A 21,456-nucleotide genomic window follows, 5' to 3' on the forward strand; every position below is an offset into this window, starting at 1 on the left:
ATAAATAACAAGTAAACAAAGTGTTAAGTTGTTGTATTGCTTCTGTTAAGTTCCTTATTTATCGCGTCTTGCTGCTCTTTTTTCGGCCTCTTTGCGTAATTGTTTCTGCGCTTTTTTTGAGCCGCGTTCAATATCTTTGAGTTTCTTTCGTTCATGGAAATCTGTAAATAAACTTTCTAAATCATAGTCTTGCGGATATAGATCTTGTGCTTTCGCTTGTAATTTCAACCGTCTTCGTGGTACATTTTCAATTTTATCATTCACAAATACTTGGATTTCTTGTTCACCCTCATCTGTAAAAACCAACCCAATTTGTTGTGTTTCTGTCAATAGGACACGATCACCTTTTTGATAACGGTGTGTTTCTTCTACAAACGTGGCAAAGGTCGTTTCTTTTGCTTTCAGGGGTTTAAATAGACTTCGATTAGTAGGGTATTCTTTCCGCTGAATATAATGAGCCGCCTTTTCAATGAGCTGTGGCTCCATCTTCATTTTACGTGCAATCCAAAGCGCCTGACTATCGCCAACTTCACCAATTTTCAATTGATATTTGGGCGTTAATGTTTCACGATCGAAGGCCATTGCGGCGGGCACAAAATCGTCATGCTCTTGGGCAAAACGTTTAATTTCACCATAATGGGTCGTTGCAACTACCAAGGCTCCCTTTTGATACATCGTTTCCATGATAGCAATCGCTAAGCCAGCTCCTTCGTTCGGCTCGGTACCACTGCCAATTTCATCTAATAAAACAAGCGTGTGTCGCTTAACATTACGCAACATTTCCGCAATATTTTTCATGTGCCCAGAAAAAGTGCTTAACGCATTTTCCAGATTTTGCTGATCACCAATATCGACAAAAATTTCATCTAATACTGGAATCTCTGTGCCTGCTTGTGCTGGAATTTGCAACCCAAATTGTGTCATGACAGTCAATAAGCCAACTGTTTTCAAGACAACCGTTTTACCACCAGCATTGGCACCTGTAATGACAAGTCCTCGATACTCTGCTCCTAAAGAAAACGTCAATGGTACTGCGTGTTCTAATAAAAGAGGGTGTTTTCCTTGAACAATGCGCAAGCGTTCTTCTTTGTTTACTTTTGGCGTAATCCCACCAATTTCGCGACTATACTTTCCTCGTGCAAAAATAATATCTAAGGTGGTCATTGTATCGACGGCTTGATCGACTAGTCGTTCTTGCTCATTGATTAACCCTGTTAGTTCTGCCAAAATTTGATATTCTTCCGCTGTTTCTTCCGCTTTTAAGAGTGTCAATTGTTCATTTAATTTACTAATTGCTACAGGTTCAATGAAGACCGTTTGTCCTTTATTGGATTGCTCAATGATTGTGCCTGAAACCTTATTTTTATAGCTAGCTTTGATTGGTACCGTGTAATGTTCCCCTTTTTTCACCATCATATTTTCTTGAATATACAGTTGATTATTTTTATTACGTAAAAATTTGGTGACTTTTGTTTCAATTTCTTGTTGGCATTCATTGATTTGACGCCGGATTTTCCGAAGTTGTCGAGAAGCATCGGTGGCAACTTTTTGATTATGGATTTTCGTATAAATTTGTTCTTCAATTGCTCTGAAATCAGCTAAGTGCTGGCTGTAACTAAATAGGCGTGGTGTTTGGTATTGATTTTTTTCAAAAAACTTCTGGATTCGCTGACTACTTCTTAAAAAGTCAGCGACCTCAATCAATTCGTTTGGTGTAAGGATTAAGCCTTTTTTCACTTGTTGAAGCAAGCGGGTAATTTGGCTCAAGCCCATGAAAGGGACGTGTTGTCCGCTATCAATAATTAAGCGGGCCTCGGTTGTTTCCGTTAAGCGGGACTGCACTGTTTCTAAACGTGTTGCAGGGACCATTTTCGCCAACCGTTCTTTACTATACTCGCCAATCGCACGTGTTTGAACTTCTTTAAGAATTGTTGTAAATTGTAATTTTTGAATGGTTTCATGATTCATTTGTTTTTTCTTCCTTTCTATCACGAAAAGAATACCTGGCGCCTTTAAATAAAAACCAGTTTCTACAGAAAAAAGAGGACAGCGTTCTACCGCTGTCCTCTTTATCATTGGATAAAGGTTACTAAAGAAACCTCTTTTAAAGGAGGTATTTAGTAATTGAGATGACTGACAGGTATCACTTTCTAAGCACACCAAATAAACCTTGCTTGGTTCACTGGTTATTCAACTTATCAATTAGATACCTACGACACTCACCAAAATACCCCACATTCATTTGTTGGTTTTTATTTATTCTCCACTTGAGAGTAGCAAATCTGGCGAAGAAAGTCAAATAAAGATTGGCCCTTTACTTATTCAATGTGTTTTTCATCATGGTTAGTAACGTTTTCACGTCTTCTGTTCTAGTGTCCCCTGTTTCTTGATCGATAATTGAGCTGTAAACATGAGGAATGATTTTTTTAACGCCGACATCCACCGCAATTTGAACAATTTCTTCAAAGTTTTCTAAATCAATGCCCCCTGTTGGCTCTAAATAAAAGTCATACTTGGCACAAGCTGCTGCTACTGCTTGGTATTCTTCTTTGTGAGCCAAGCCTTTCATCGGGAAATATTTAATGGAACTGCCTCCCATGTCTTTCAACAATTTGATGGCAGTTTCGATAGGCACTTCCGCCGCTGGCGCACCAGAGCTTAACGGACCTGTCGCAATGTTGACATAGCCAACTTTGCCTGTGGGTGAAACCAAGCCATTAATCACTGTTTCGTCTTGACGAAGTAAGGCCCGCGAAGCGCCGACACCTGTGAAGACTTGGTTCACGTGTTGCGGTTGTAGAACTTCTGATAAGCGAGCCACCATTTGACTTTGATTAGGATCGCCAGCCCCTAAGCCGACAGATAAAGCGTTGTTGGTTGCTGCTTGGTATTTTTTCATATCGTCAATGGCTGCTTCATCGGTTTCATAGTTTTTTGAAAGGACGCCTAACACAACATGCCCTTCTGCTGCTTCATAACAGGCTTGGGCATTTTCTACTGAATTGGCTAAAACGTTTAAACAAATGCGTTCTTCTAAATAATTAGGTTTTAATGACATGACTTATTTCTCCTTTGTGTCCATAATTTCTTGTAATCGTTGCACGATTTTGTTCATTTCTTCTTGATTGACAGAACGAATGTCAAATTCAATGATGCCATTGTTGGCTTGATATTCTCGCGTATAAATGGCTGGACTTTCTGCTTTTAACGCTTGGATGACTTCCTTAGCGGTTTTTCTGCCGTCCACTTTGACACTGGCGCGATAAATGTCTCGGCCAGCGCCATCTTGGACGATTTTAGCGGTTAAATCTGACAAGTTGTTGATGGCTTCAACAAACGGTTTTAAGCGCTCTTGCATCGAAGCCCCTGATTCACTGCCATGCGCCAAATATTCTTCCACTGCTTGCGTAAAGCCTAGAATATTGTCTTTGCCAATTTTCATTGCTCGACCAATGCCTTTGCCTTGTAGGCGCACCCAGTCAATGTATTCTTTTTTCCCGACCACTAAACCGGCACTTGGCCCTTCAATGGCTTTGGCGCCGCTGTAAATCACCAAATCAGCGCCTGCTTCAGTGTATTTGAAAAGATCTTCTTCTGCTGCCGCGTCAACAATTAGCGGCACCTTGTGGCGTTGCGCCACTTTGGCCGCTTCGGCTACCGTCAGCATACTTTTTTGCACGGTATGATGGCTTTTGATGTATAGAATGGCCGCTGTTTTTTCAGAAATCATCATTTCCACGTGTTCTGGACTACACATGTTGGCGTAGCCAGCTTCCACCACTTGGCCGCCGCCTTGCGCTACCATAACTTCTACAGGCGTGCCGTAGTCCACGTTGTGCCCTTTAGGTAAAACAATCTCTCGCTGTTCAATTTTTTCTGAATAGGGATGATACGCGTGGTACAAGCTGCCTTTTCCAATCAAGGCAGCCACCGATTGGGCAATCCCCGCCGAAGCCGAGGAAACGATTTGGGCATCTTCTACCTTCAACAAGTTAGCTAAAAAGGCCCCTGTTTGCACACTAAGTTCACTCATTTCAAAGAAATGTTCGCCGCCGAATCGTTGAGCTGCTAGGACTGCCTCCGAAACTTTGGAGACACCTAGAATGGTCATTTTGCCAGAAGCATTAATGACTTCTTTTAAGTGGAATTTTTCGTAACTATTCATTATTTTCTCCTTTATAACAAACCAAAGAATGAAGTGACCAAACTAACTAAGACAATCGTGCCGATAATGATACCGTAACGTGGACCTTTTTTTACCATGAAGAAATAAATAGCCATGACTGCTGCTAAAGGAAGTAACCCTTTCATAATTTGATCTAGGATATCTTGTAAAACAATCGTGGCACCGCCAGTAACTTTAAACGTCATCGGGCTAGCAATTTTAACATAACTCGCACTTAAAGCGCCCATCATCATCATTCCTAAAACATTTGCTGAATAAATGACTTGCTTAATTTTGCCGTCTTTTAACAAACTTAAGATTGAATTACGCCCTAATGTATAGGACTTATTTACTAACGTCCAACTGATGTATAACGTAATGGCTGTGTACAGAACCAACGGACCGATACTTCCAATCACGTTACCTCCTTTAGCCATTGGAATAAAAATGGAAATGATTAACGGCATTAATGCTGCCCAAATAATCGAATCGCCAATCCCAGCCAGCGGACCCATCAGCCCAGTTTTAATCGATGTGATCGCCGTATCAGAGATCGCTGCGCCATTGGATTTTTCTTCCTCCATAGCAATTGCAATCCCTTGAATGGAAGCTCCTACTGTTCCTTCAGTATTAAAAAAATTCAAATGACGTTTCAGAGCTTCTCTTTGTTGTTCTTCATCGTCTGCGTAAAGTTTTTTAATTGTAGGAATCATCGATGCACAAAAAACTAAACTTTGAAGACGTTCATAAGAATTTGATAATTCACAGCCTAGTTGATAAATCCAAAAGGCTTTGGATAATTCTTTTTTAGTAATTTTTTTCTGTTCCAATTGTTGTTCATTTGCTTGTGTCATTTGTTCCACTATGCTGCCTCCTCACTCAATGCCTTGTTTCTAACTAAAAAGGCAATACAGATTCCTAAAATAGCGACGGCCATAACTTCTGCGCCAAAATATACTACTGCAACAAAACCGATTAAAAAATAAGGAATCAAATTTTTCTTGCCAATTACCATAATTGTTAAGGCGAAGCCTAACGCTGGTAAAATACCACCCATTACTTCAAAGCCGTGCATCAACCATGCTGGGATAACTTCTAAGACTTTATTCACCACGGATTGACCAAAAAAGTTCGCCGCAAAAACCAACGGAAAGCGAATTAAAAATCCCGCTAAAGCTGGATAAACAAACGCAGCTCGGTAAATCCCCCCATAATTTAACTCTTCTGCATATTTATCAGCCATATGCACCCACGTCGCATTGATGGTCCGCCGTAATTGATCCATAAAGACGCCTAACACACCAAAAGGAACAGCTAGTGCAACAGCCGCCTCGGCATTCATTCCCACACCTAAAGCAATTGGAATCGCAATTGCTGAAGCTAAAGCCGGATCACTAGGCACATTGCCGCCCGGTGTGGAGGTGACTCCTAGATAAACAAGTTGAATCCCCGCACCTACAACCATTGCTTCACTAAGTTTTCCTGTTGCTAAACCAGCCACCAACGCTGCACCTAATGGCTGAGACAGCATGCCTGAAAATGTGTACCCAAAACGCAAACGTGCAAACCAATAATAAAGTCCCATAATAATTGAAACACCTAAAACGCCCATATGATTCTCTCCTTTTTCTCTGATTATAGTGATTGATATTTTTCAATTAATTTTTGAATTGGTAGGGGATTTTCTTCGGGAATCGCTTGGAAGAAAACATGGATGCCCTTCGTTAAAAGTTCAGTCAAAATTGCAACATCTTCTTCAGATAAATTGATATTTTTTAAAACATTTTTCCGATTTGGTCCGCCACCTAAGCCACCAACTTGAATCTCCTCTTTAATAATTTCTTGGTCCACCATCGCTTTTAAGGTCGTTAAATCTGGCACTAAAAATAACACCTTTTTCTCTTCCTTTTCTTGCGATTCCCAATATTCTTTGGCACTTTCAATCCCTTTAATTACTACAGAAACCCCTGGAGGCGCCGCCATTAAATAAATACTTTGTAAAAATTCATCTTGCTCTAGTTCATCACTCACTACCAAAATTTCATTTGCACCTGATTGTTGTAACCATTTAGTCACTACTTGTCCATGGATTAAACGACTATCGACTCTTGTTAATACGATTTTTGACATTCTGTTCACCTGTACTTTCTTATTTTGGAATTTCTAAAATTTGACAACTGTCTACTGCTGCTTGTTGAATCATCTCTGCATCTTGTAAACGAAACCCAGGACCACTTTGTTTCATGACGGATTCTAATAATAACGATGTGCATAATCCTGACACAATCAGGAGGTCATAATCTTTTGATAAACGTAATGCAACGTTACTAGGTGTGCCGCCTTTAACATCTGTTAAAATTAGCAACTGGTTGTGCCACGTTAATTGGTCAATTTTTTCTGTGACTCGTTCTAAATAATCCCCCAGTGAATCCTCTGCTTGTAATGCTACTTCATGTACATTTGTGACTTCTCCTACAATCATCTGGACGCTTTTGACTAATTCCAAGCCCCAACCATTATGTGTTAAAAGTAAAATTGGTTCATTTTCCATAAACAAACTCCTTTGCTAATTAATCATTTTATTAAAAGCAATAAGTGTGCCAACTTTCATTTCCGTTTGAATTAAGCCTTTTCAAAGAGCAATTCATAAATATAGCGCACTTCCAAAGGTGGAATCAACAGATTATAGGACACTTCAAGCGGTCGAAACGCCATTTTTATGACAGATACAGCTTCTGGCAACTCTCGGTATGACACTTCATAAGCTGTTGGGTCATATTCTGGATTTAGCAATTGCCGTTCTAACATACAAGCACAATGAATGATAAAACGAAGTAAAACCTTTTCGTCACTTTTTATTTTAGTTTGCAAGCAAATGTCTGAATAAATCTTAGCTAATTCGATTGAAATGGTTGTAGGATTCAAAACCGTTAGTAAGTCTGTAATAGCTTCGATTGATAATCCTTGAATATATTTAGCTGAAACTTTTTTTAGTAACTCTTGGTTTTGTTTTTCTTCTAAATGATGGCCTAATAATTCGAAAACTAGCTGAATGCCCCGCTTCGATAGTAAATCTTGTAAAGAAATAAACGGAATATCTGGCACTTCTGTCTTTACGGTGCCAATGATACCAACGATTTTCTCTTCTTTCCGAACAAAAGAATGCAAGCGATCAATGTCTTCCACTTCTCTTTTCTCTAAAGTAATGATGCGTACATTCGTTAGTAATTCATTGGGAAAAGTTTTTAGTAACAACTGTTCAATTTTAATAGCAGTCCCCATGCCAGTTAGACAGGAAATAATGAGAACTTTTGCCTCGTTGAAGCGACCTTTACTGCAAATCAAGGCGCGATGATTTTTTTCTTTTAAGACTGGTAATAGATACTCAAACGCCGTCGATTCATAAATGACTTCTCGGGCCACTTCTAGCAATGTTAAGAGATTGATATTGCTAATTAGCAGCACTTCCATTTGAAACGTTTGACTGATAGCATTACCAAAGTAAACCAAGGAACCGATGTCCACCATTAAAATAATTTTTTTATACTGATTTTGCTTTACAATTGCACGGACTTTTTCTAATGTTTCTTCCACTGATTGATTAATTGGCATATCAACTGCACGCATGACCGTTGTTGAGAACAGAAGGTTGGTGTACTCAACCATGCTGCTAGCCGTCGCGGCACCATGTGCAACGACGATAACGCCACAGTTTTCTTCAACTGAGTGCGCTCTTTTTTTAGCTGTGACTTTACGAATAAATAGATCAAAAAAGAGGATTTCCGTATCAGCAAAAGAAATCCCAAACAACGTTTGTAGAAAGTCCACCATGGTCTTAGCAGCTTGATACTGGGTTACTTTGCCAGAATAGATATTTTTGGTATCTGAATAAAATGTTTCATTCATTTGTGCAGAATAAAAAACAGCAGAATAAAGGTGGACAATTAAAATATTCTGGAAATCCTCTGTCAATTTTTCTTGGATTAATTGTTCAAAAAAGACAATGGCTTCTTGAATTTTTGGCTGCAATGTTTCGTCAATGGCCTCTATGGCTAGCGGTTCTTGAGCAAAAATATCCATATCATAAAGTTGCTCGACTTTGTTTTGCATGATTGCTAGCGCATCCTCTGTCGAAAGAGTTAATTTTTTCAAATCCGCATATTCTTTCAATAGAAAATTATAAAAACGATCATTTTTCAGACTTTCCGATTTGAGTAACTCTTGACTGCTTAAATAAAAATGGTTGTATTGAATCGTGAGGCCATCGTTAGGTATCCACTCATTAAAAGCCAGCAGACTTTCTACATCAGGTTGCTCTTTGACTGTTCCCTCGTTTGCTTCAATGCAAATAGTTTCCGTTAATTGATCGAACACTTCTAAATAGGCTTGTGCGCTCATAAATTGAATCGCCGCTTTCAATTCGCCAACGTTGGCTTCAAAATGAGTAAACGTTAATTGTTTCAACGCCTCATAACGAATATGGATATTCTTTTGAATCCGTTGACTTTCTTCTAAGAAAAAGGACAAAATCAATTGAATTTTTTCTTTCAAAGAGCGCTCGGCTAAAGCTGGAATGGCTAATGTCACAGGGATCCTTCTTAAAAACGTTTTCAAAAAATGTTGATTGACTGCTTCGGTTGTTGCAAAAATAAATTTTATCGATACATTTCTTTGTTTTTCGGCTTCGCCCATCCGTGTAAAATACCCTTTATCCAAAACTGTAAACAATTTTTCTTGGCCTTCGCTCGTTAATCGATGGACTTCATCTAAAAATAAAAAACCGCCATCTGCCAACTCCACTAAGCCTTTTTGGTCATTGACGGCACCAGTAAAACTGCCTTTTTTATAGCCAAACAGATGCGAAGTTAATAATTCTGGATTGTTGAAATATTCTGCACAATTAAAATAAATAAACGGAACTTCTTGGTTCATTTTAACTTGATAAAATTGGTGTAATTGTTCCGCAATTAAGGTTTTCCCCACCCCAGATTCTCCAGTAAGTAAAATATTCAAGCCATTAGGCGGATATAAAATAGCGGCTTTCAACTTCTTGATGGCGTCTGCTAAGCTCCCATCAAAACCAATTACGTTCGCAAATGGATTCATTTTCAGTAGCTGCTTTTTCTTATGTATCTGTTCTGTCTGTTGATAAATGTCCTCTTGCAGCGAAGCGAGGGAATCGTAGCACGTGCTACTTTTAAAAAAAGGAAACTGTTCCTCTAAGTAGTCTTTATCAAAAAATAACACCGGTCTTGATTTAACTTTAACGACTTGGTCTTTTCTCACTAATTCTGAAAGCTCTTCACTAACAGCGGTTCGGGTATAGCCAGAGGTCTGACTTAATTGCGAAGCCGTTGCGGGCAACAAGGTTTCTTTGCTACTTGGATTTTGTACGTGAAACTGTTTTAACGCTTGATGAATATTATCAATTCTCATAGTCTTTTCCCCATTTCTTTTTTGATCCAAAAGTTAATTTATTATACATTAAAACGGAAGCGGTTTCTTATTTACCATAAAAAAAATCAAGTCTTTAACCAAAAGATTAAAGACTTGATTTTTATTCTCCGTATTGTACAAGTTGTGTATTTTCACAATGAAAGTCCAAGAAATCTTGGATTTTTTTACCATTGAAGTAGTTATCAATGACTCGCATGACCGCATTGTGGCAAACAAATAGGTAAGTTTCCTCTGAAGCCAAGGCTTCCTCAATCAGGGGATAAATTCGACCCGCGACATCTAGGACTGATTCCCCTTCTGGAAACGGCAAGGAAATCTCAGAACGATTTTCTTGGAAAGCCGTTGTTTCAATCGGTTCACCATCATAAATGCCAAAATTCATCTCAATTAAACGAGGTTCTGTTTCAGTCGTCAATTGATTTCGTTCCGCAATTTTACGTGCTGTTTCTTGCGCCCGTTTTAAAGGGGACGCCAGTAAACGGTCGATTTGAATTCCTTGTTTGGCAATTTTTTCAGCTACCAATTCCGCTTGTTGATAGCCTTTTTCGGTCAATTGCGCTTCCGCATGACCACAAATTCTACGGGCCACATTATAATCTGTTTCACCATGTCTCACTACGTACAGCATTTTTCCACCTCAGTTTTTTGTCTTGTGTCTATTTTATCTGAAATTTGGTCACAATAACACCCTATTTAGCGGTAACTTTCTGGTAATTTAAATTTACCTTCTTGCTCAAACTGTTCGCCTACTTGGAATAAGAGATCTTCACGTCCACGAGCAGCCAGCAATTGAATGCCTAAGGGTAACCCCGTTGCCGTAACATGTGTGGGCAAGCTGATGGCTGGTTGTCCTGTCAAGTTCGCTAGTTGAGTATACGGTGTTAGCTGTAAACTTTTATCAAAATAATCATAGATTAATTCAGCTAACTCTGCTTCTGTTAATTCTGCTGCTTGCTCCATTCGTTGACGAATGTGCTCACTTTGCAAATCTTCGTTAATTTTTGGTGCTGAAAAAGCCGTTGTTGGTGATAAAAACAGATCAAATTTTTGAAAAAGTTCTTCCATCGTTACTGCTGCTTGATCCCACAACTGTAATGAATGAACATAGGTGGCTGCTGGAATCTTTTGGCCAAATTGATGCATGGTCCATGAAAAAGGTTCGATTTCTTCTTTACGAATTGGGCGCCCGAGCCCCTGTTGAATGCTGTTCATCATTGCTGTAGTTTCTGCGCCGTTCATTTGATAATAGGAGCGAATCAGCGCTGCACCATCGACTGGATAAGGAATCTCAATGATTTCATGACCAGCGGCTGCCAGAAAATCAGCCGCTTGTTTCGCCGCTAGTGTTGCTTCTGGCGAAATCATTGAGCCGATAGGCGAAGCGGTACACAGAGCAATTTTTAGCCGTTGTTTTTTAGGGTGTGTTTGCCATTCTGCCAAGGGCGCTTGGTATGGGGCGCCACTGTGGCTACCACGTAGGCCATAAAATAACGCTTTGGTGTCTCTCATAGAAATAGTCAACGCAAAGTCAATCGAGGCACCTTGCCAGCCTCGCCAGCCTTCTGGGCCGACAGGCATGGAGCCACGGCTAGGTTTTAAGCCAATTAAGCCACTAAAAGAGGCGGGAATTCGGATGGAGCCACCGCCATCGCTAGCGCCGGCGATAGGAACAATCCCGCTAGCGACAACTGCGGCAGCGCCGCCACTGGAACCGCCTGGCGAATGTTCCAGGTTCCAAGGATTGCGGGCTGGCCCGTAAAGCGCAGGGTCCGTAATATTTTTAAAGCCAAACTCTGGAGCGTTGGTTTGTCCTAAAGGCATCAAACCAATCGTTTCTGCTTGTTTGACAAAGTTAGAGGTCGTTGTTGCAGTACTATTTTTAAAAAGTTGCGAGCCAGCCGTTGCTGACCACCCCGCTTTTTCTTGGCCTAACATTTTCAAAGGAAATGGCAAACCAGCAAATAGTGTGTCCTGCTGTTTATTTTTTTGATAAGTTGCTTCTGCTTTTTGGCTGTCAAAGGTTACAAAGCCATTGATCTTTGGATTTAACTTTTGGACTTTTTTCTCAATATCCTTTAAGAGTTCTGTGTGACTTACTTTCTGTTCTTTTAATTGTTGTACCCAATATAGTCCGTCTTTCATACAGACCCACCTCCTATACTATTCCTTATTAGTATAGCATGGTTTTTAGGGGTCATCCTGTGATGGGGATTTTCATTCGTCAAGTGCTTCTCTAATTTAAGTAAATAATTCGCCAATGTAAGGAAGCAACTGCGGATGCAGTTTGTAGCCTTTATACCGTGTATTTTGGATACCTTGTTTTTTAAAGCCCCCTACTTGAATTTTTTTATTTAATTTTGTCAGCTGTTTGGTCATTTTTTTTCGATTATTGGCTGTTTCTTCTGTGTCATATATTAATTTACAAAGGCGTTCCATTGGTAAGTGTTCTTTTGGCGTACTATACAAGATAGCCAGTAGTGCACGTTCTGCGGCTGTTAGCTTTATCCCCTCTACATCTAACTTTTCATCTTCTCGTTGGATGGGTTTATTTAATTCTGCCAAAAGGAGATTTTCTCTTAATGTATCCAAAGTCGCATCCAATCGTAACCAATTGAGAATGCCATATTGATAGCTAATGCTCAATTCTTCCGAGGTAGGAATGTCTTCCGAGCGAAGAAACAACGGCGTTTTAACTCTGGCTAATTCCTTTAGATATAAATATTGTTCTTTGCGAGGAATCGTTTCGCTGAGAATGATGGCATCAAATTTTCGATAAAACAAATGACTTTCCTTAATTTCACCAATCAGACACGTCGTACAAAAAACTTGGTGATCTAAATGCTGTAAGCGGTTTTGAAAAGCAGTTTCTGATAAAATATTTTTTGTGATGACCATTATTTTCATTCTTGATTCCTCCTTAATTCTTTTTTGGTTCAAAATTTTCTCAATTTTCGTGTTTTGTTTTGATATATTTAGTATACTGGAATTTTTTCGAATTAAAATTTAGAAATTTACAAGCAAATCAGTCATTAACAGTCATTCCTGTAATCCCCGATTTATAAAGGATTTCCAATAGTCTTATTTAAAAAATGTTTGTTATTTAATCCTCAACGTGCTATTTTTTTAATTTTTTTCTTTTTTATTTAGCTGACAAACGTCAAAAGGTTGGTAGCTAATATCAACCTTTTGACGTTTGTTAGCTACTTTCTCTTGAAATATTTGGATTTTTTTCTACTTTCACTAAAAAAAACAGCCAAAAATGGCTGTTTCTTTGCTATTTATATTTATTTCATAATATCGATTAAGTCTTTTTTTGAAGCTGCCGAGGCAGGGAAATAGCTAAATACAACCCCGATAAAGACAGAAATCCCAATGGCTAATGAAACGGTCATTAAATCTGGTCGAACAGAAAACGGTAGTGCCATTGAGGCTAAGTAGGCAATAATCATTCCTAAAAGATAACCAGTAATTCCGCCGATTAAGGTCAAGGCAATCCCTTCTGTTAAGAATTGCTTTTTAATATCACTGGCTGTCCCGCCCAATGCACGTCGGATACCAATTTCCTTAATCCGTTCTGAGACCGAAATGTACATCATATTCATAACGCCGACCCCAGCAATTACCAGTGAAATAGCCGCAATTGCGGAAATAAACAAGGTTAAATTATTTAATAAAGAGCCCATTTCTTTGATGGTATCTTTAACATTATATTCTTGATACGTCCCGCTGTTTTTCATGGTTCCTTGTTGAGAGAGAGTTTTTATTGTTTCTTTCAATACTTGATCTGGTTGGTAGCCAGGTGCCACTGTTAGCTTCAACGTAGATGTATCTTTTAGCTTGCCGAAATAATGTTCATAGGTCTTTTTTGGAAAATAAAGTAATGAGTCATCATTACCTGGACCAATGGCACCGCTGGTATTGGTTGTCACGCCAACAATGGTAAAAAGTTGCTCTTTATATGGAAAAGTTCGATTAACTGCTGCAGTTGGGTCTTGGTAGAGTTCTTTGGCAACCAGTTCATCCACCACCACTGTTTTATCCAGTTTTGCATTGTCTCCATCATTCAGTTGGCGTCCCGCCAACAATTCTTTGGTGGTTTTGTTGGCAAGTTCATAGGTTACGGAAAGATTTTTCGGTCCTGCTTGAAAATTCAGTGTACCTTTTTGGGCGCCATCAACTTCTCTTTGATCAAAATCAATTTTTTCTACGCCAGGAACCATGCGCACGACCCCTAAATCATTGTCGGTAAACATCGCTTGGTCACTAAACATATCCGAAGTGTTGTAGGCCGAAAAAGAAATCTTTTTCACATTTTCTTTTTGTTTTTCAGCAGATAATTTATCGACCATGTCTTCTTTAAAGCCGTTACCGATAGCCACGATGGTAATCACCGAAGCGATCCCGATGACAATCCCTAGCATCGTTAACAAGCTGCGTCGCTTATTTTTCAAAATGGAACGGAAGGCGGTTTTCCAAATAATTGAACGTTTCATGTCAGCACCTCCTCTAAAATCTTTCCATCACGAACTTTAATCAAACGATTGCAGTATTCAATTGTTTCTTCATCATGTGTCACTAAAATAATGGTGACACCTTCATTGTTTAATTGCTGAAAGAGCGTTAAAATTTCTTCCGATGTTTTACTATCTAAAGCCCCAGTTGGTTCATCTGCAATAATAAAACTTGGCCGATTGACAATCGCACGCGCAATGGCAACACGTTGTTGTTGTCCGCCCGAAAGTTGTTTTGGATGCTTCTTGCCTTTATCTGGCAAGCCGACTTTTGTCAGAACTTCGTGGACACGATCTTTGGCTTCTTTTGGGGTTAACCCACTATATAAAAGAGGTAATTCAATGTTTTCTTCAACTGTTAGTGTTTCAATTAAACTAAAATTCTGAAAGACAAAGCCGACTGCTTCATTTCTAATTCGGGATAGTTCCTTATCAGAAAAGTCGCCAATTTCACGGTCTTCAAATAAATACGTTCCTTCAAACTTTTTATCAATAAAGCCTAGCAAATTAATCAAAGTCGATTTCCCAGAACCAGAAGGACCCATAATCGCTAAAAATTCTCCAGCGTCTACTTGGAGGTTAATATCATCTAACACATGCAGTGTTTCTTCTTCGGAATAATAATATTTATGAATATGGGCTAGCTTAATCATTGGCAGCTACCTGAACATCTTGATTATCTTTTAATTCTTTATTGGGATTGGCAATCACTTGGTCTTTCCAATTCAAGCCACTTTTGACAACTTTACGACCTAAATTTGTTTCTGTTTCAATCGGTGTTTTTTTCGCTTTGCCCGCTTTGTAAACATAGACAAATTCTTTTTGGCCTTCTTTTTGGATTGCTGCTGTCGGTATAATCATTTGCTTTTGCGGCACAGCGATGCTAGTAGACAAGCCTTCTGCCCAAGGAAAATCACCTTCTACTGTAAATTGATAACTCACTACTGGATTGCCTTCATTTTTAGCTATTGGGGTTTGCGCAATGGAAACAATTTTGCCTGGTGCTGATTTGCCTGAACCAACGGTCGTCACTGTTACTTCTTCCCCTGTCTGTAATTTATCGTAATCATATTCGGTTACTTTTCCTTGAATATTTTTCTTTTGTGTTGCAATTTTAATGACTGGTTTGTCGGTACTACTCATGGCACTAGCATCAACAGTGACTTGGCCATCAATTGGTGCTGTAACAACTGTGTTGACTTTGCCACGTGTTTGTTCAAGCGTGTTTGCTGCTCCGACGGCATCACTGTTGGCTAATTGAAGGGCTTGGTTAGCTTGGGCGACTTCACTATTCGCAGCACTAACGGCTTCATTCAATTGCTGAATTTCCGCATTTAGTGTTTCTTTCTCTTCAGCCTCTTTTGCGGTGTTTAATTTTTGCTTGGCTGCAGCAACTTTGTTTAACGCTTCATTGTATTTTTGAGTGGCTAAGTTAACGTTCTCTTGTGCTTGTTGAACTTGAAGATTGTTCCGATTAACGGCATTCGCTTGTTCTGTTTCTGTGGCTTGGATGTCTGAGTTATTGTACGTTAACAATGGACTATCTTTCTTGACTTCTTTACCATTTTCAACATTTATTTCGGCAATTTTTCCTAGAGAAGGATCAAAGAAAATATCCCGAGTATCTAGAAAACTCACTTGACCATCTAATTTTAATGAGGCCATTTCTGTAATGGTATACGTTGTGTATTCAGGTTCAACTTCTTTTGAAGAAAAAACTGTTTTTGCTCCGATAAATCCGACGACGACCACTGCGGCACCAATACCGAACCACACTTTTTTATTTCGCTTCTTCTGGCCTGACTTTTTCATTTATTTGTTCCTCCTTGATTTCTGTTGACGAGTTTGTCATTTTATTTAGTATATAATGAATAAAAAAACTGGTCCCTTCATCTTCCTATCATTCCTCTTACAGTTTTGACACATCTTTATCTAACAAAAAAACGTTTATCCTGTGTAAAAGGATAAACGTTTTTTGTTATTTTATTGTTCTAATTGACCCAACCAGCCAGATGTACCACCTAGAACATTGGTTACTTGATACCCTTGTTGACTGAGAAACGCACACGCTTGTGCGGAGCGCGATCCCATTTGACAAATCAGATAATAGGGTTGGTTTTTATCTAATTGCTGATAATTTTCGGTTAAAGTACTTAAAGGTAAGTTGATGGCCTGAGGGACATGCCCCAGTTGGTATTCCATTTCTTCTCGTACATCAATAATTGGTAATTTTTTTCGTTTTGCTTCCTGATAAAATTCAGGCATGCCAATCGTGTTATACATTTTCTAGTTCCTCCGGTTTTACCATTCGATATAGCGCAAAAGCACCATCTAAATTTTTGGCTGAGATGCCCGCTTGTTTTAGCATCCGTTCTGCGATATAACTACGCAAACCGCTGTGACAACTAACAATGTACTCCGTTGACTTGTCTAATTCCTCCAAACGTTCTCTTAACTCATTTAAAGGAATAGACACAGCATTTTTAAATTGACCATTGGCTCGTTCGGCGGGATTACGGACATCTAATAAAACAGCCCCCTTAGCTAATTCGTTGGATAGCTCATACCATTGAATGTTTTCACTCAACCCTTCTACAAGGTTCATCGCTGCATAGCCTAACATGTTCACAGGATCTTTCGCTGAACTAAACGGCGGCGCATAGGTAAACTCTAATTCAGGCAAATCAAAAATAGTTAACTGTCCTTTAATAGCGGTCGCAAGAATATCAATCCGCTTATCTACGCCCTTTGCCCCAATTCCTTGTGCGCCATAAATTTCCCCTGTCGTAGGATGAAAAACTAATTTTAACTGAAGATCTGTTGCGCCAGGATAATACCCCGCATGGTCTTTTCCACTGATATGCACAACAGCTGTTGTTAGTCCAGCAGCTTTAGCAGCCCGTTCGCTTAAACCAGTTGAAGCAGCGGTTAAATCAAAGACTCGCACAATGGCAGTCCCAATGCTTCCTTGATTTTTTCTCTCTAACCCAGCAATCACATCCGCTACTTGACGTCCTTGGCGATTGGCAGGAGAAGCTAAAGAAATCAGCGCATCTTCTTGAGTGATTTGTTGTTTCACTACAACAGCATCCCCAACCGCATAAATATCGGGTTGATTCGTTTGATAGTGTTCATCAACAACAATACCGCCACGTAAACCAGTTGCTACACCTGCTTCAACTGCTAAGGTATTTTCTGGTTGGACACCCACCGACAAAATGGTTAAATCAGAAGCTAATGTTTGACCGTCTTCTAAGCGAATCACTTGCCCTTCTTCTTCAAAAGCAACCGCAGATTGTCCCGTAATTACTTGAACATTGTTTTTGCTTAATTCAGCTTTGACAAAAGCGGCCATTTCTTCGTCTAATGGCGGTAAAACATGAGGCGCTTTTTCCACGAGAGTGACTTCTAATCCGCGTTTTTGCAAGTTTTCTGCCATTTCCAAGCCAATGAAGCCTGCGCCAATCACGACGGCTCGTTTTGTTTCTGGTGTCAAGGCTGTCATAATTTGATCTAAATCAGGAACATTTCTTAATGAAAAAACATTTTTGGCTTCTGCCAATCCTGTAATTGGTGGCACAAAAGGTTTCGCCCCTGGTGATAAAATTAATTTGTCATAGTGTTCTGTTAAAATTTCTGTTTCATGTTTCACTGTGATCACTTTTTCTATTGGATCAATCGCCACGACTTCATGGTGAGGACGAACATCTAAATTAAACCGTGCCTTTAACGCTTCGGGTGTTTGAACAAGCAGTTGCTCTCTTTCTGCGATTTCGCCAGAAACGTAGTAAGGCAAACCACAGTTTGCAAATGAAACAAAAGGGCCTTTTTCCATGACAACAATTTCAGCATCTTCCATTAAGCGACGTAAACGTGTCGCTGCTGACATACCACCAGCCACGCCTCCGATAATTACAATTTTCATTTATTTTCCTCCTTTAATTTGACCAGACCATTGGGACATACCGCCACGAACGTTAATCACGTGATAGTTTTTTCTCGCTAAAATTTTGGCCGCATTTTTGCTGCGCATGCCGGACTGGCAAATCACATAGACTTCGTTAGCGGATTTGTTGTAGGCGGGAATTTTGTTAAGTGGGACATTAATCGCTTGTGGAATATGCCCTGCGCGGTATTCGCTAGGTGTCCGGACATCTAATAACGTTATCTCTTTAGATAAACGTGACTGAAGTTCTTTTGTTGAAATACTTGGCGTTTTTTTAAACAATTGAAATAACATTTTGTTCTCCTTCTCTTATATACCTTACGGGGTATATTTAACATGAAAAAGTTAGACTTGTCAACTGAAGAGATTTTTGCCATTTTTAGATTCAAAGAAAAGATAGTTGACAAAAATACCTCGTGTAGGTATATTTTAAACCAATCACTACTCTTAAGGAGGGGCAAAATGACTGAAGAAAAAAAGAAAGTGCTGAATCGTTTACGCCGCACAGAAGGTCAAATTCGCGGGATTCAAAAAATGATTGATGAAGAAAAAGAATGTATCGATGTTATCACTCAGTTGAGTGCGGTCCGTTCTAGTATTGATCGCGTAATGGGGATGATTGTTGCGGAAAATTTAAAGCATTGCTTTGAAAATCCTGAAAAAGATCCTAAAGAACAAGAAGAGCGATTAGCACAAGCGATTAATATGATTGTCAAAAAGTAAAACAACGCAAACTTATTCAGCGAAAGATAAGTTTGCGTTGTTTTTTTATTTATTAGACGAATCTGCCCCGCGTTTTTTTAAATTAACAAGCATAAAAAGAATCGTGCCAATTAGTAAAATCACGACGGCGATATAAAAGCCCATGACTTTCGAACCCGTTGTGTCTGAAATTTTCCCAGTTAAAGCTGGGGCAATCACAGATGACATCATGCCGAAAAAGTTAAACACGCCCAAAGTAGTGCCAATTCCAATTTTTGGTGCATTTTCACCTAGCCAAGAAATAATAATCGGTTCTACAGCTAATTTTCCTAAGAACCCATACATAATTAAAGCAATTAATAACAACGTCGCATTACTTACTTGTACAGTTAACAAGAGCATGGCTGTTGCTAAAAATTCTAAAACAACGATGAATTGAACTTTTTTATGCATGTACTTATCCGCCAACCGACTAAAAAATAACGCTCCTGGAATAGAGGCAAATGCGACCAGCGAAGAGGACAATCCAATTGCTGCTCCTTGGAAACCACGTTCGGTACTTAAAAAATTAGGTAACCAAGTCACAATCATATAATATGCATAACAAGTGCCAAAATATAAAATATACGCAAATAGCATATGTGGCGCAAACAGTTTTTTAAAGGGCACTTTTTCTTTTACCGCTCCGTTATCTTTTTCATCAACAACGGTTGGCTGAATCAAGGCCATGTCTTCTTTATGATTGCGAATAATCACTTGAAAAGCCACTAACATACAAATAATCATAAAGGCGGAAATGTACATCATCACTTGCCAAGGTAATCCTTTTTGGGCAACTAAATAACTAGATAAAATCATCCCTAAACCTGAACCAACTGCTGAACCACTGTTGACAATAGCTGTTGCAAAACTTTTTTTGGCTTGAGGAATGTTTTGCGACGTCAACGAGTAAGCCGAGCCATAGAAAGAACCACATCCTAAGCCTGCCAATAAGCTACCTAAGTAAATTGTTCCAATCGTTTGGGCTTGGGCAATCAGTAATGCTGCCAGCGCAAACAAGATAAAGCCTGGAATTAATACACGTTTTTTCCCAATTTTGTCTACCAAGAAGCCTGCAGGAATCTGCATGACTACGTAACCGAGAAAATAAAAGCTAGAAATGGACCCTAGGGCCGTATCGGAAGCGTTACCATTTAGAGACGCACGAATTTGTGGATAAACAGGAGAAAGCGCGGAACGATAAATCCAGATTGTTACCCAGCCCATACATAGTAAAATAACGATTTTTTTCCAATAAGCCAACGAACTTTTTGTCTTGTCTGTCATTTTCTTTTCCTCCACCAATCATTTTTTTGGTTAACGTTTCACAAGGAACAAAAGCACTACGCTTTTTTACGTAGTGACCTTTGTCCTACCTTCTTTTTTAGTTTAAATACTCAGCCAATGCATGAGTACTACCGCTACCGCCTTCAAATTGATAACCTTGGTGTTTCAATACAGTCTCAAAGGCACTTAAGAAATGCAACACATTGTCTTCGCGACTGCTGTAACCCATATTACCGACCCGCCAAATTTTTCCTTTTAAATCACCGAAGGAAGAGGCAATTTCAACTTTAAAATGATCCAATAATAAGCTCCGCACTTTTTCACCATCAATTCCTTCTGGAATGACCACAGGAATGACTGTTGGTGTTTTTGTGTCTAACTTCCCGAAAATTTCTAAGCCCATTTTTTGCAGACTTTCAACTAAAATACGATCGTTTTTCCGATGGCGTGCGTAGACATTTTCCATGCCTTCTTGAAGTAACAAGCGCAACCCTTCATGTAGCCCATAAATCATTGTAGTCGCTTCTGTATGGTGATTTAAGCGCTCTGGTCCCCAATATTTTTCTAATTGCGATAAATCCAAGTAGTTACTTTGAATGAACCGTTCATTCCGCGCATCCGCGCCAAGCCCTAACTCTTTTTGGTAACGGCCCGCCAGATAATCGGCTACACGTTGGTTGTAGGTAATTAAAGAAAGGCCTGAAGGTACGCTGACACATTTTTGAGTGCCTGCTACCGCAATATCAATCTTCCAATCATCGACCTTTGTTTCAACACCGCCGTAAGTCGCCACCATATCTACTACAAAGAAAATTTCATTTTCCCGACAAAAGGCGCCAATTTGATCCAGTGGTTGCATTTGTGCATTCGCCGTTTCGCCGTGGACCATCGCAACAATTTTTGGTTGATGTTCTTTAATCGCTTCAATCACCGTTGTTTGTTCAAACGGTGCGAGCCAGTCCTTTTCTAAATAAATGACTTCGGCCCGGGCGCGTTCGCAAATTTCACCTAATAAATAAGCAAACCGGCCGTACGCAGGCACAAGCACTTTGTCACCTGGCTCAATCAACGCAAATAACCCCGCTTCCAAGCCTGAACGTGACGTGCCATCAATGGCAAAGGCTTGTTGATTCTTTGTGGCAAAAGGTACTTTAATCATTTCCCGAACTTCGTCCATAATCTGTAGAAATTCTGGATCAAATTGCCCTAAAATTGGTTGACCCATTTGACGAAGTACCGATGGATGGGCTTCGACTGGTCCCGGCGTCATGATTGTTCGCCGTACAAAATTTGGTTGTTGATACATAGTAATCCCTCACTTCATTTTTAATTCTTCTCTTTTATTATCT

The 21,456-nt window shown here is 39.5% G+C and carries 20 protein-coding genes; 1 reads left to right on the forward strand and 19 read right to left on the reverse strand.

What is annotated here, in order from left to right:
- Positions 1–54: 54 nt before the first annotated feature.
- The 17 genes from IGL37_RS11630 to IGL37_RS11710 form a co-directional block, all read right to left on the reverse strand.
- Positions 55–1,968 carry an endonuclease MutS2 gene (locus IGL37_RS11630; protein ID WP_002355085.1) on the reverse strand — a complete coding sequence of 638 codons (1,914 nt, stop codon included), beginning with the start codon at positions 1,966–1,968 and terminating at the stop codon, positions 55–57.
- A 346-nt stretch (positions 1,969–2,314) separates the two neighbouring features.
- The gene (gene dagF, locus IGL37_RS11635) at positions 2,315–3,058 is read right to left on the reverse strand and encodes a 2-dehydro-3-deoxy-phosphogluconate aldolase (protein ID WP_016635077.1); all 744 of its coding nucleotides are present in this window, start codon (positions 3,056–3,058) and stop codon (positions 2,315–2,317) included.
- A 3-nt stretch (positions 3,059–3,061) separates the two neighbouring features.
- Complete coding sequence (locus tag IGL37_RS11640) at positions 3,062–4,165, reverse strand: DgaE family pyridoxal phosphate-dependent ammonia lyase (protein WP_014525054.1); 1,104 nt, start codon at positions 4,163–4,165, stop codon at positions 3,062–3,064.
- A gap of 11 nt (positions 4,166–4,176) precedes the next feature.
- Positions 4,177–5,028, reverse strand: coding sequence for a PTS system mannose/fructose/sorbose family transporter subunit IID (locus IGL37_RS11645; RefSeq protein ID WP_010827792.1), 852 nt, complete (start codon positions 5,026–5,028; stop codon positions 4,177–4,179).
- Positions 5,028–5,777 (reverse strand): PTS mannose/fructose/sorbose/N-acetylgalactosamine transporter subunit IIC, encoded by a 750-nt coding sequence (locus IGL37_RS11650; protein WP_002355079.1) that lies wholly within the window; start codon positions 5,775–5,777, stop codon positions 5,028–5,030. The genes IGL37_RS11645 and IGL37_RS11650 overlap by 1 nt, the downstream gene beginning before the upstream one ends.
- 23 nt (positions 5,778–5,800) lie before the next feature.
- Positions 5,801–6,295, reverse strand: a complete 495-nt coding sequence (locus tag IGL37_RS11655; RefSeq protein WP_002355078.1) for a PTS system mannose/fructose/N-acetylgalactosamine-transporter subunit IIB — start codon at positions 6,293–6,295, stop codon at positions 5,801–5,803.
- A gap of 19 nt (positions 6,296–6,314) precedes the next feature.
- Entirely contained in the window at positions 6,315–6,716 is a 402-nt protein-coding gene (locus tag IGL37_RS11660) for a PTS sugar transporter subunit IIA (protein WP_002365282.1), read from the reverse strand.
- Positions 6,717–6,787: 71 nt separating this feature from the next.
- Positions 6,788–9,601 carry a sigma 54-interacting transcriptional regulator gene (locus tag IGL37_RS11665; protein ID WP_033918079.1) on the reverse strand — a complete coding sequence of 938 codons (2,814 nt, stop codon included), beginning with the start codon at positions 9,599–9,601 and terminating at the stop codon, positions 6,788–6,790.
- A 121-nt stretch (positions 9,602–9,722) separates the two neighbouring features.
- The gene (locus tag IGL37_RS11670; RefSeq protein ID WP_002393993.1) at positions 9,723–10,250 is read right to left on the reverse strand and encodes a histidine phosphatase family protein; all 528 of its coding nucleotides are present in this window, start codon (positions 10,248–10,250) and stop codon (positions 9,723–9,725) included.
- Between the two features lie 65 nt (positions 10,251–10,315).
- Positions 10,316–11,764, reverse strand: a complete 1,449-nt coding sequence (locus IGL37_RS11675; RefSeq protein WP_010710917.1) for an amidase — start codon at positions 11,762–11,764, stop codon at positions 10,316–10,318.
- A gap of 96 nt (positions 11,765–11,860) precedes the next feature.
- Entirely contained in the window at positions 11,861–12,526 is a 666-nt protein-coding gene (locus tag IGL37_RS11680; protein ID WP_033918080.1) for a helix-turn-helix domain-containing protein, read from the reverse strand.
- Positions 12,527–12,906: 380 nt separating this feature from the next.
- A complete protein-coding gene (locus IGL37_RS11685) occupies positions 12,907–14,115 on the reverse strand; it encodes an ABC transporter permease (protein ID WP_002396661.1) in 1,209 nt (402 codons plus the stop codon).
- Complete coding sequence (locus tag IGL37_RS11690) at positions 14,112–14,786, reverse strand: ABC transporter ATP-binding protein (RefSeq protein ID WP_002365285.1); 675 nt, start codon at positions 14,784–14,786, stop codon at positions 14,112–14,114. Before IGL37_RS11690 ends, IGL37_RS11685 begins: the two co-directional genes overlap by 4 nt.
- Positions 14,779–15,945: an efflux RND transporter periplasmic adaptor subunit gene (locus tag IGL37_RS11695; RefSeq protein WP_002359132.1), complete on the reverse strand. Its 1,167-nt coding sequence runs from the start codon at positions 15,943–15,945 to the stop codon at positions 14,779–14,781. The genes IGL37_RS11690 and IGL37_RS11695 overlap by 8 nt, the downstream gene beginning before the upstream one ends.
- A 171-nt stretch (positions 15,946–16,116) precedes the next feature.
- Positions 16,117–16,416 (reverse strand): rhodanese-like domain-containing protein, encoded by a 300-nt coding sequence (locus IGL37_RS11700; RefSeq protein WP_002355066.1) that lies wholly within the window; start codon positions 16,414–16,416, stop codon positions 16,117–16,119.
- Positions 16,409–18,058 carry an FAD-dependent oxidoreductase gene (locus IGL37_RS11705; RefSeq protein ID WP_033918081.1) on the reverse strand — a complete coding sequence of 550 codons (1,650 nt, stop codon included), beginning with the start codon at positions 18,056–18,058 and terminating at the stop codon, positions 16,409–16,411. Before IGL37_RS11705 ends, IGL37_RS11700 begins: the two co-directional genes overlap by 8 nt.
- Positions 18,059–18,373: a rhodanese-like domain-containing protein gene (locus IGL37_RS11710; protein WP_002365287.1), complete on the reverse strand. Its 315-nt coding sequence runs from the start codon at positions 18,371–18,373 to the stop codon at positions 18,059–18,061.
- 168 nt (positions 18,374–18,541) lie between these two features.
- Between IGL37_RS11710 and IGL37_RS11715 the strand changes: the two genes are divergently transcribed.
- Positions 18,542–18,802, forward strand: coding sequence for a metal-sensitive transcriptional regulator (locus IGL37_RS11715; RefSeq protein WP_002355063.1), 261 nt, complete (start codon positions 18,542–18,544; stop codon positions 18,800–18,802).
- A gap of 45 nt (positions 18,803–18,847) precedes the next feature.
- On the opposite strand, the gene IGL37_RS11720 is transcribed toward IGL37_RS11715, so the two are convergent.
- Positions 18,848–20,107, reverse strand: coding sequence for an MFS transporter (locus IGL37_RS11720; RefSeq protein WP_002368361.1), 1,260 nt, complete (start codon positions 20,105–20,107; stop codon positions 18,848–18,850).
- 97 nt (positions 20,108–20,204) lie between these two features.
- Positions 20,205–21,413, reverse strand: a complete 1,209-nt coding sequence (locus IGL37_RS11725; RefSeq protein ID WP_002355061.1) for a pyridoxal-phosphate-dependent aminotransferase family protein — start codon at positions 21,411–21,413, stop codon at positions 20,205–20,207.
- Positions 21,414–21,456 lie beyond the last annotated feature (43 nt).

Origin of the sequence: Enterococcus sp. AZ119 (assembly GCF_050546175.1) — a bacterium.
Classification (GTDB): domain Bacteria; phylum Bacillota; class Bacilli; order Lactobacillales; family Enterococcaceae; genus Enterococcus; species Enterococcus faecalis.

Bases quoted from the DNA above. Each gene is read 5' to 3' on its own strand.
- IGL37_RS11690 (WP_002365285.1), bottom strand. From the start codon at position 14,786: ATGATTAAGCTAGCCCATATTCATAAATATTATTATTCCGAAGAAGAA.
- IGL37_RS11630 (WP_002355085.1), bottom strand. From the start codon at position 1,968: ATGAATCATGAAACCATTCAAAAATTACAATTTACAACAATTCTTAAA.
- IGL37_RS11680 (WP_033918080.1), bottom strand. From the start codon at position 12,526: ATGAAAATAATGGTCATCACAAAAAATATTTTATCAGAAACTGCTTTT.
- IGL37_RS11705 (WP_033918081.1), bottom strand. From the start codon at position 18,058: ATGAAAATTGTAATTATCGGAGGCGTGGCTGGTGGTATGTCAGCAGCG.
- dagF (WP_016635077.1), bottom strand. From the start codon at position 3,058: ATGTCATTAAAACCTAATTATTTAGAAGAACGCATTTGTTTAAACGTT.
- IGL37_RS11675 (WP_010710917.1), bottom strand. From the start codon at position 11,764: ATGAAAGACGGACTATATTGGGTACAACAATTAAAAGAACAGAAAGTA.
- IGL37_RS11710 (WP_002365287.1), bottom strand. From the start codon at position 18,373: ATGTTATTTCAATTGTTTAAAAAAACGCCAAGTATTTCAACAAAAGAA.
- IGL37_RS11670 (WP_002393993.1), bottom strand. From the start codon at position 10,250: ATGCTGTACGTAGTGAGACATGGTGAAACAGATTATAATGTGGCCCGT.
- IGL37_RS11660 (WP_002365282.1), bottom strand. From the start codon at position 6,716: ATGGAAAATGAACCAATTTTACTTTTAACACATAATGGTTGGGGCTTG.
- IGL37_RS11725 (WP_002355061.1), bottom strand. From the start codon at position 21,413: ATGTATCAACAACCAAATTTTGTACGGCGAACAATCATGACGCCGGGA.
- IGL37_RS11695 (WP_002359132.1), bottom strand. From the start codon at position 15,945: ATGAAAAAGTCAGGCCAGAAGAAGCGAAATAAAAAAGTGTGGTTCGGT.
- IGL37_RS11640 (WP_014525054.1), bottom strand. From the start codon at position 4,165: ATGAATAGTTACGAAAAATTCCACTTAAAAGAAGTCATTAATGCTTCT.
- IGL37_RS11720 (WP_002368361.1), bottom strand. From the start codon at position 20,107: ATGACAGACAAGACAAAAAGTTCGTTGGCTTATTGGAAAAAAATCGTT.
- IGL37_RS11715 (WP_002355063.1), top strand. From the start codon at position 18,542: ATGACTGAAGAAAAAAAGAAAGTGCTGAATCGTTTACGCCGCACAGAA.
- IGL37_RS11665 (WP_033918079.1), bottom strand. From the start codon at position 9,601: ATGAGAATTGATAATATTCATCAAGCGTTAAAACAGTTTCACGTACAA.
- IGL37_RS11650 (WP_002355079.1), bottom strand. From the start codon at position 5,777: ATGGGCGTTTTAGGTGTTTCAATTATTATGGGACTTTATTATTGGTTT.
- IGL37_RS11700 (WP_002355066.1), bottom strand. From the start codon at position 16,416: ATGTATAACACGATTGGCATGCCTGAATTTTATCAGGAAGCAAAACGA.
- IGL37_RS11655 (WP_002355078.1), bottom strand. From the start codon at position 6,295: ATGTCAAAAATCGTATTAACAAGAGTCGATAGTCGTTTAATCCATGGA.
- IGL37_RS11685 (WP_002396661.1), bottom strand. From the start codon at position 14,115: ATGAAACGTTCAATTATTTGGAAAACCGCCTTCCGTTCCATTTTGAAA.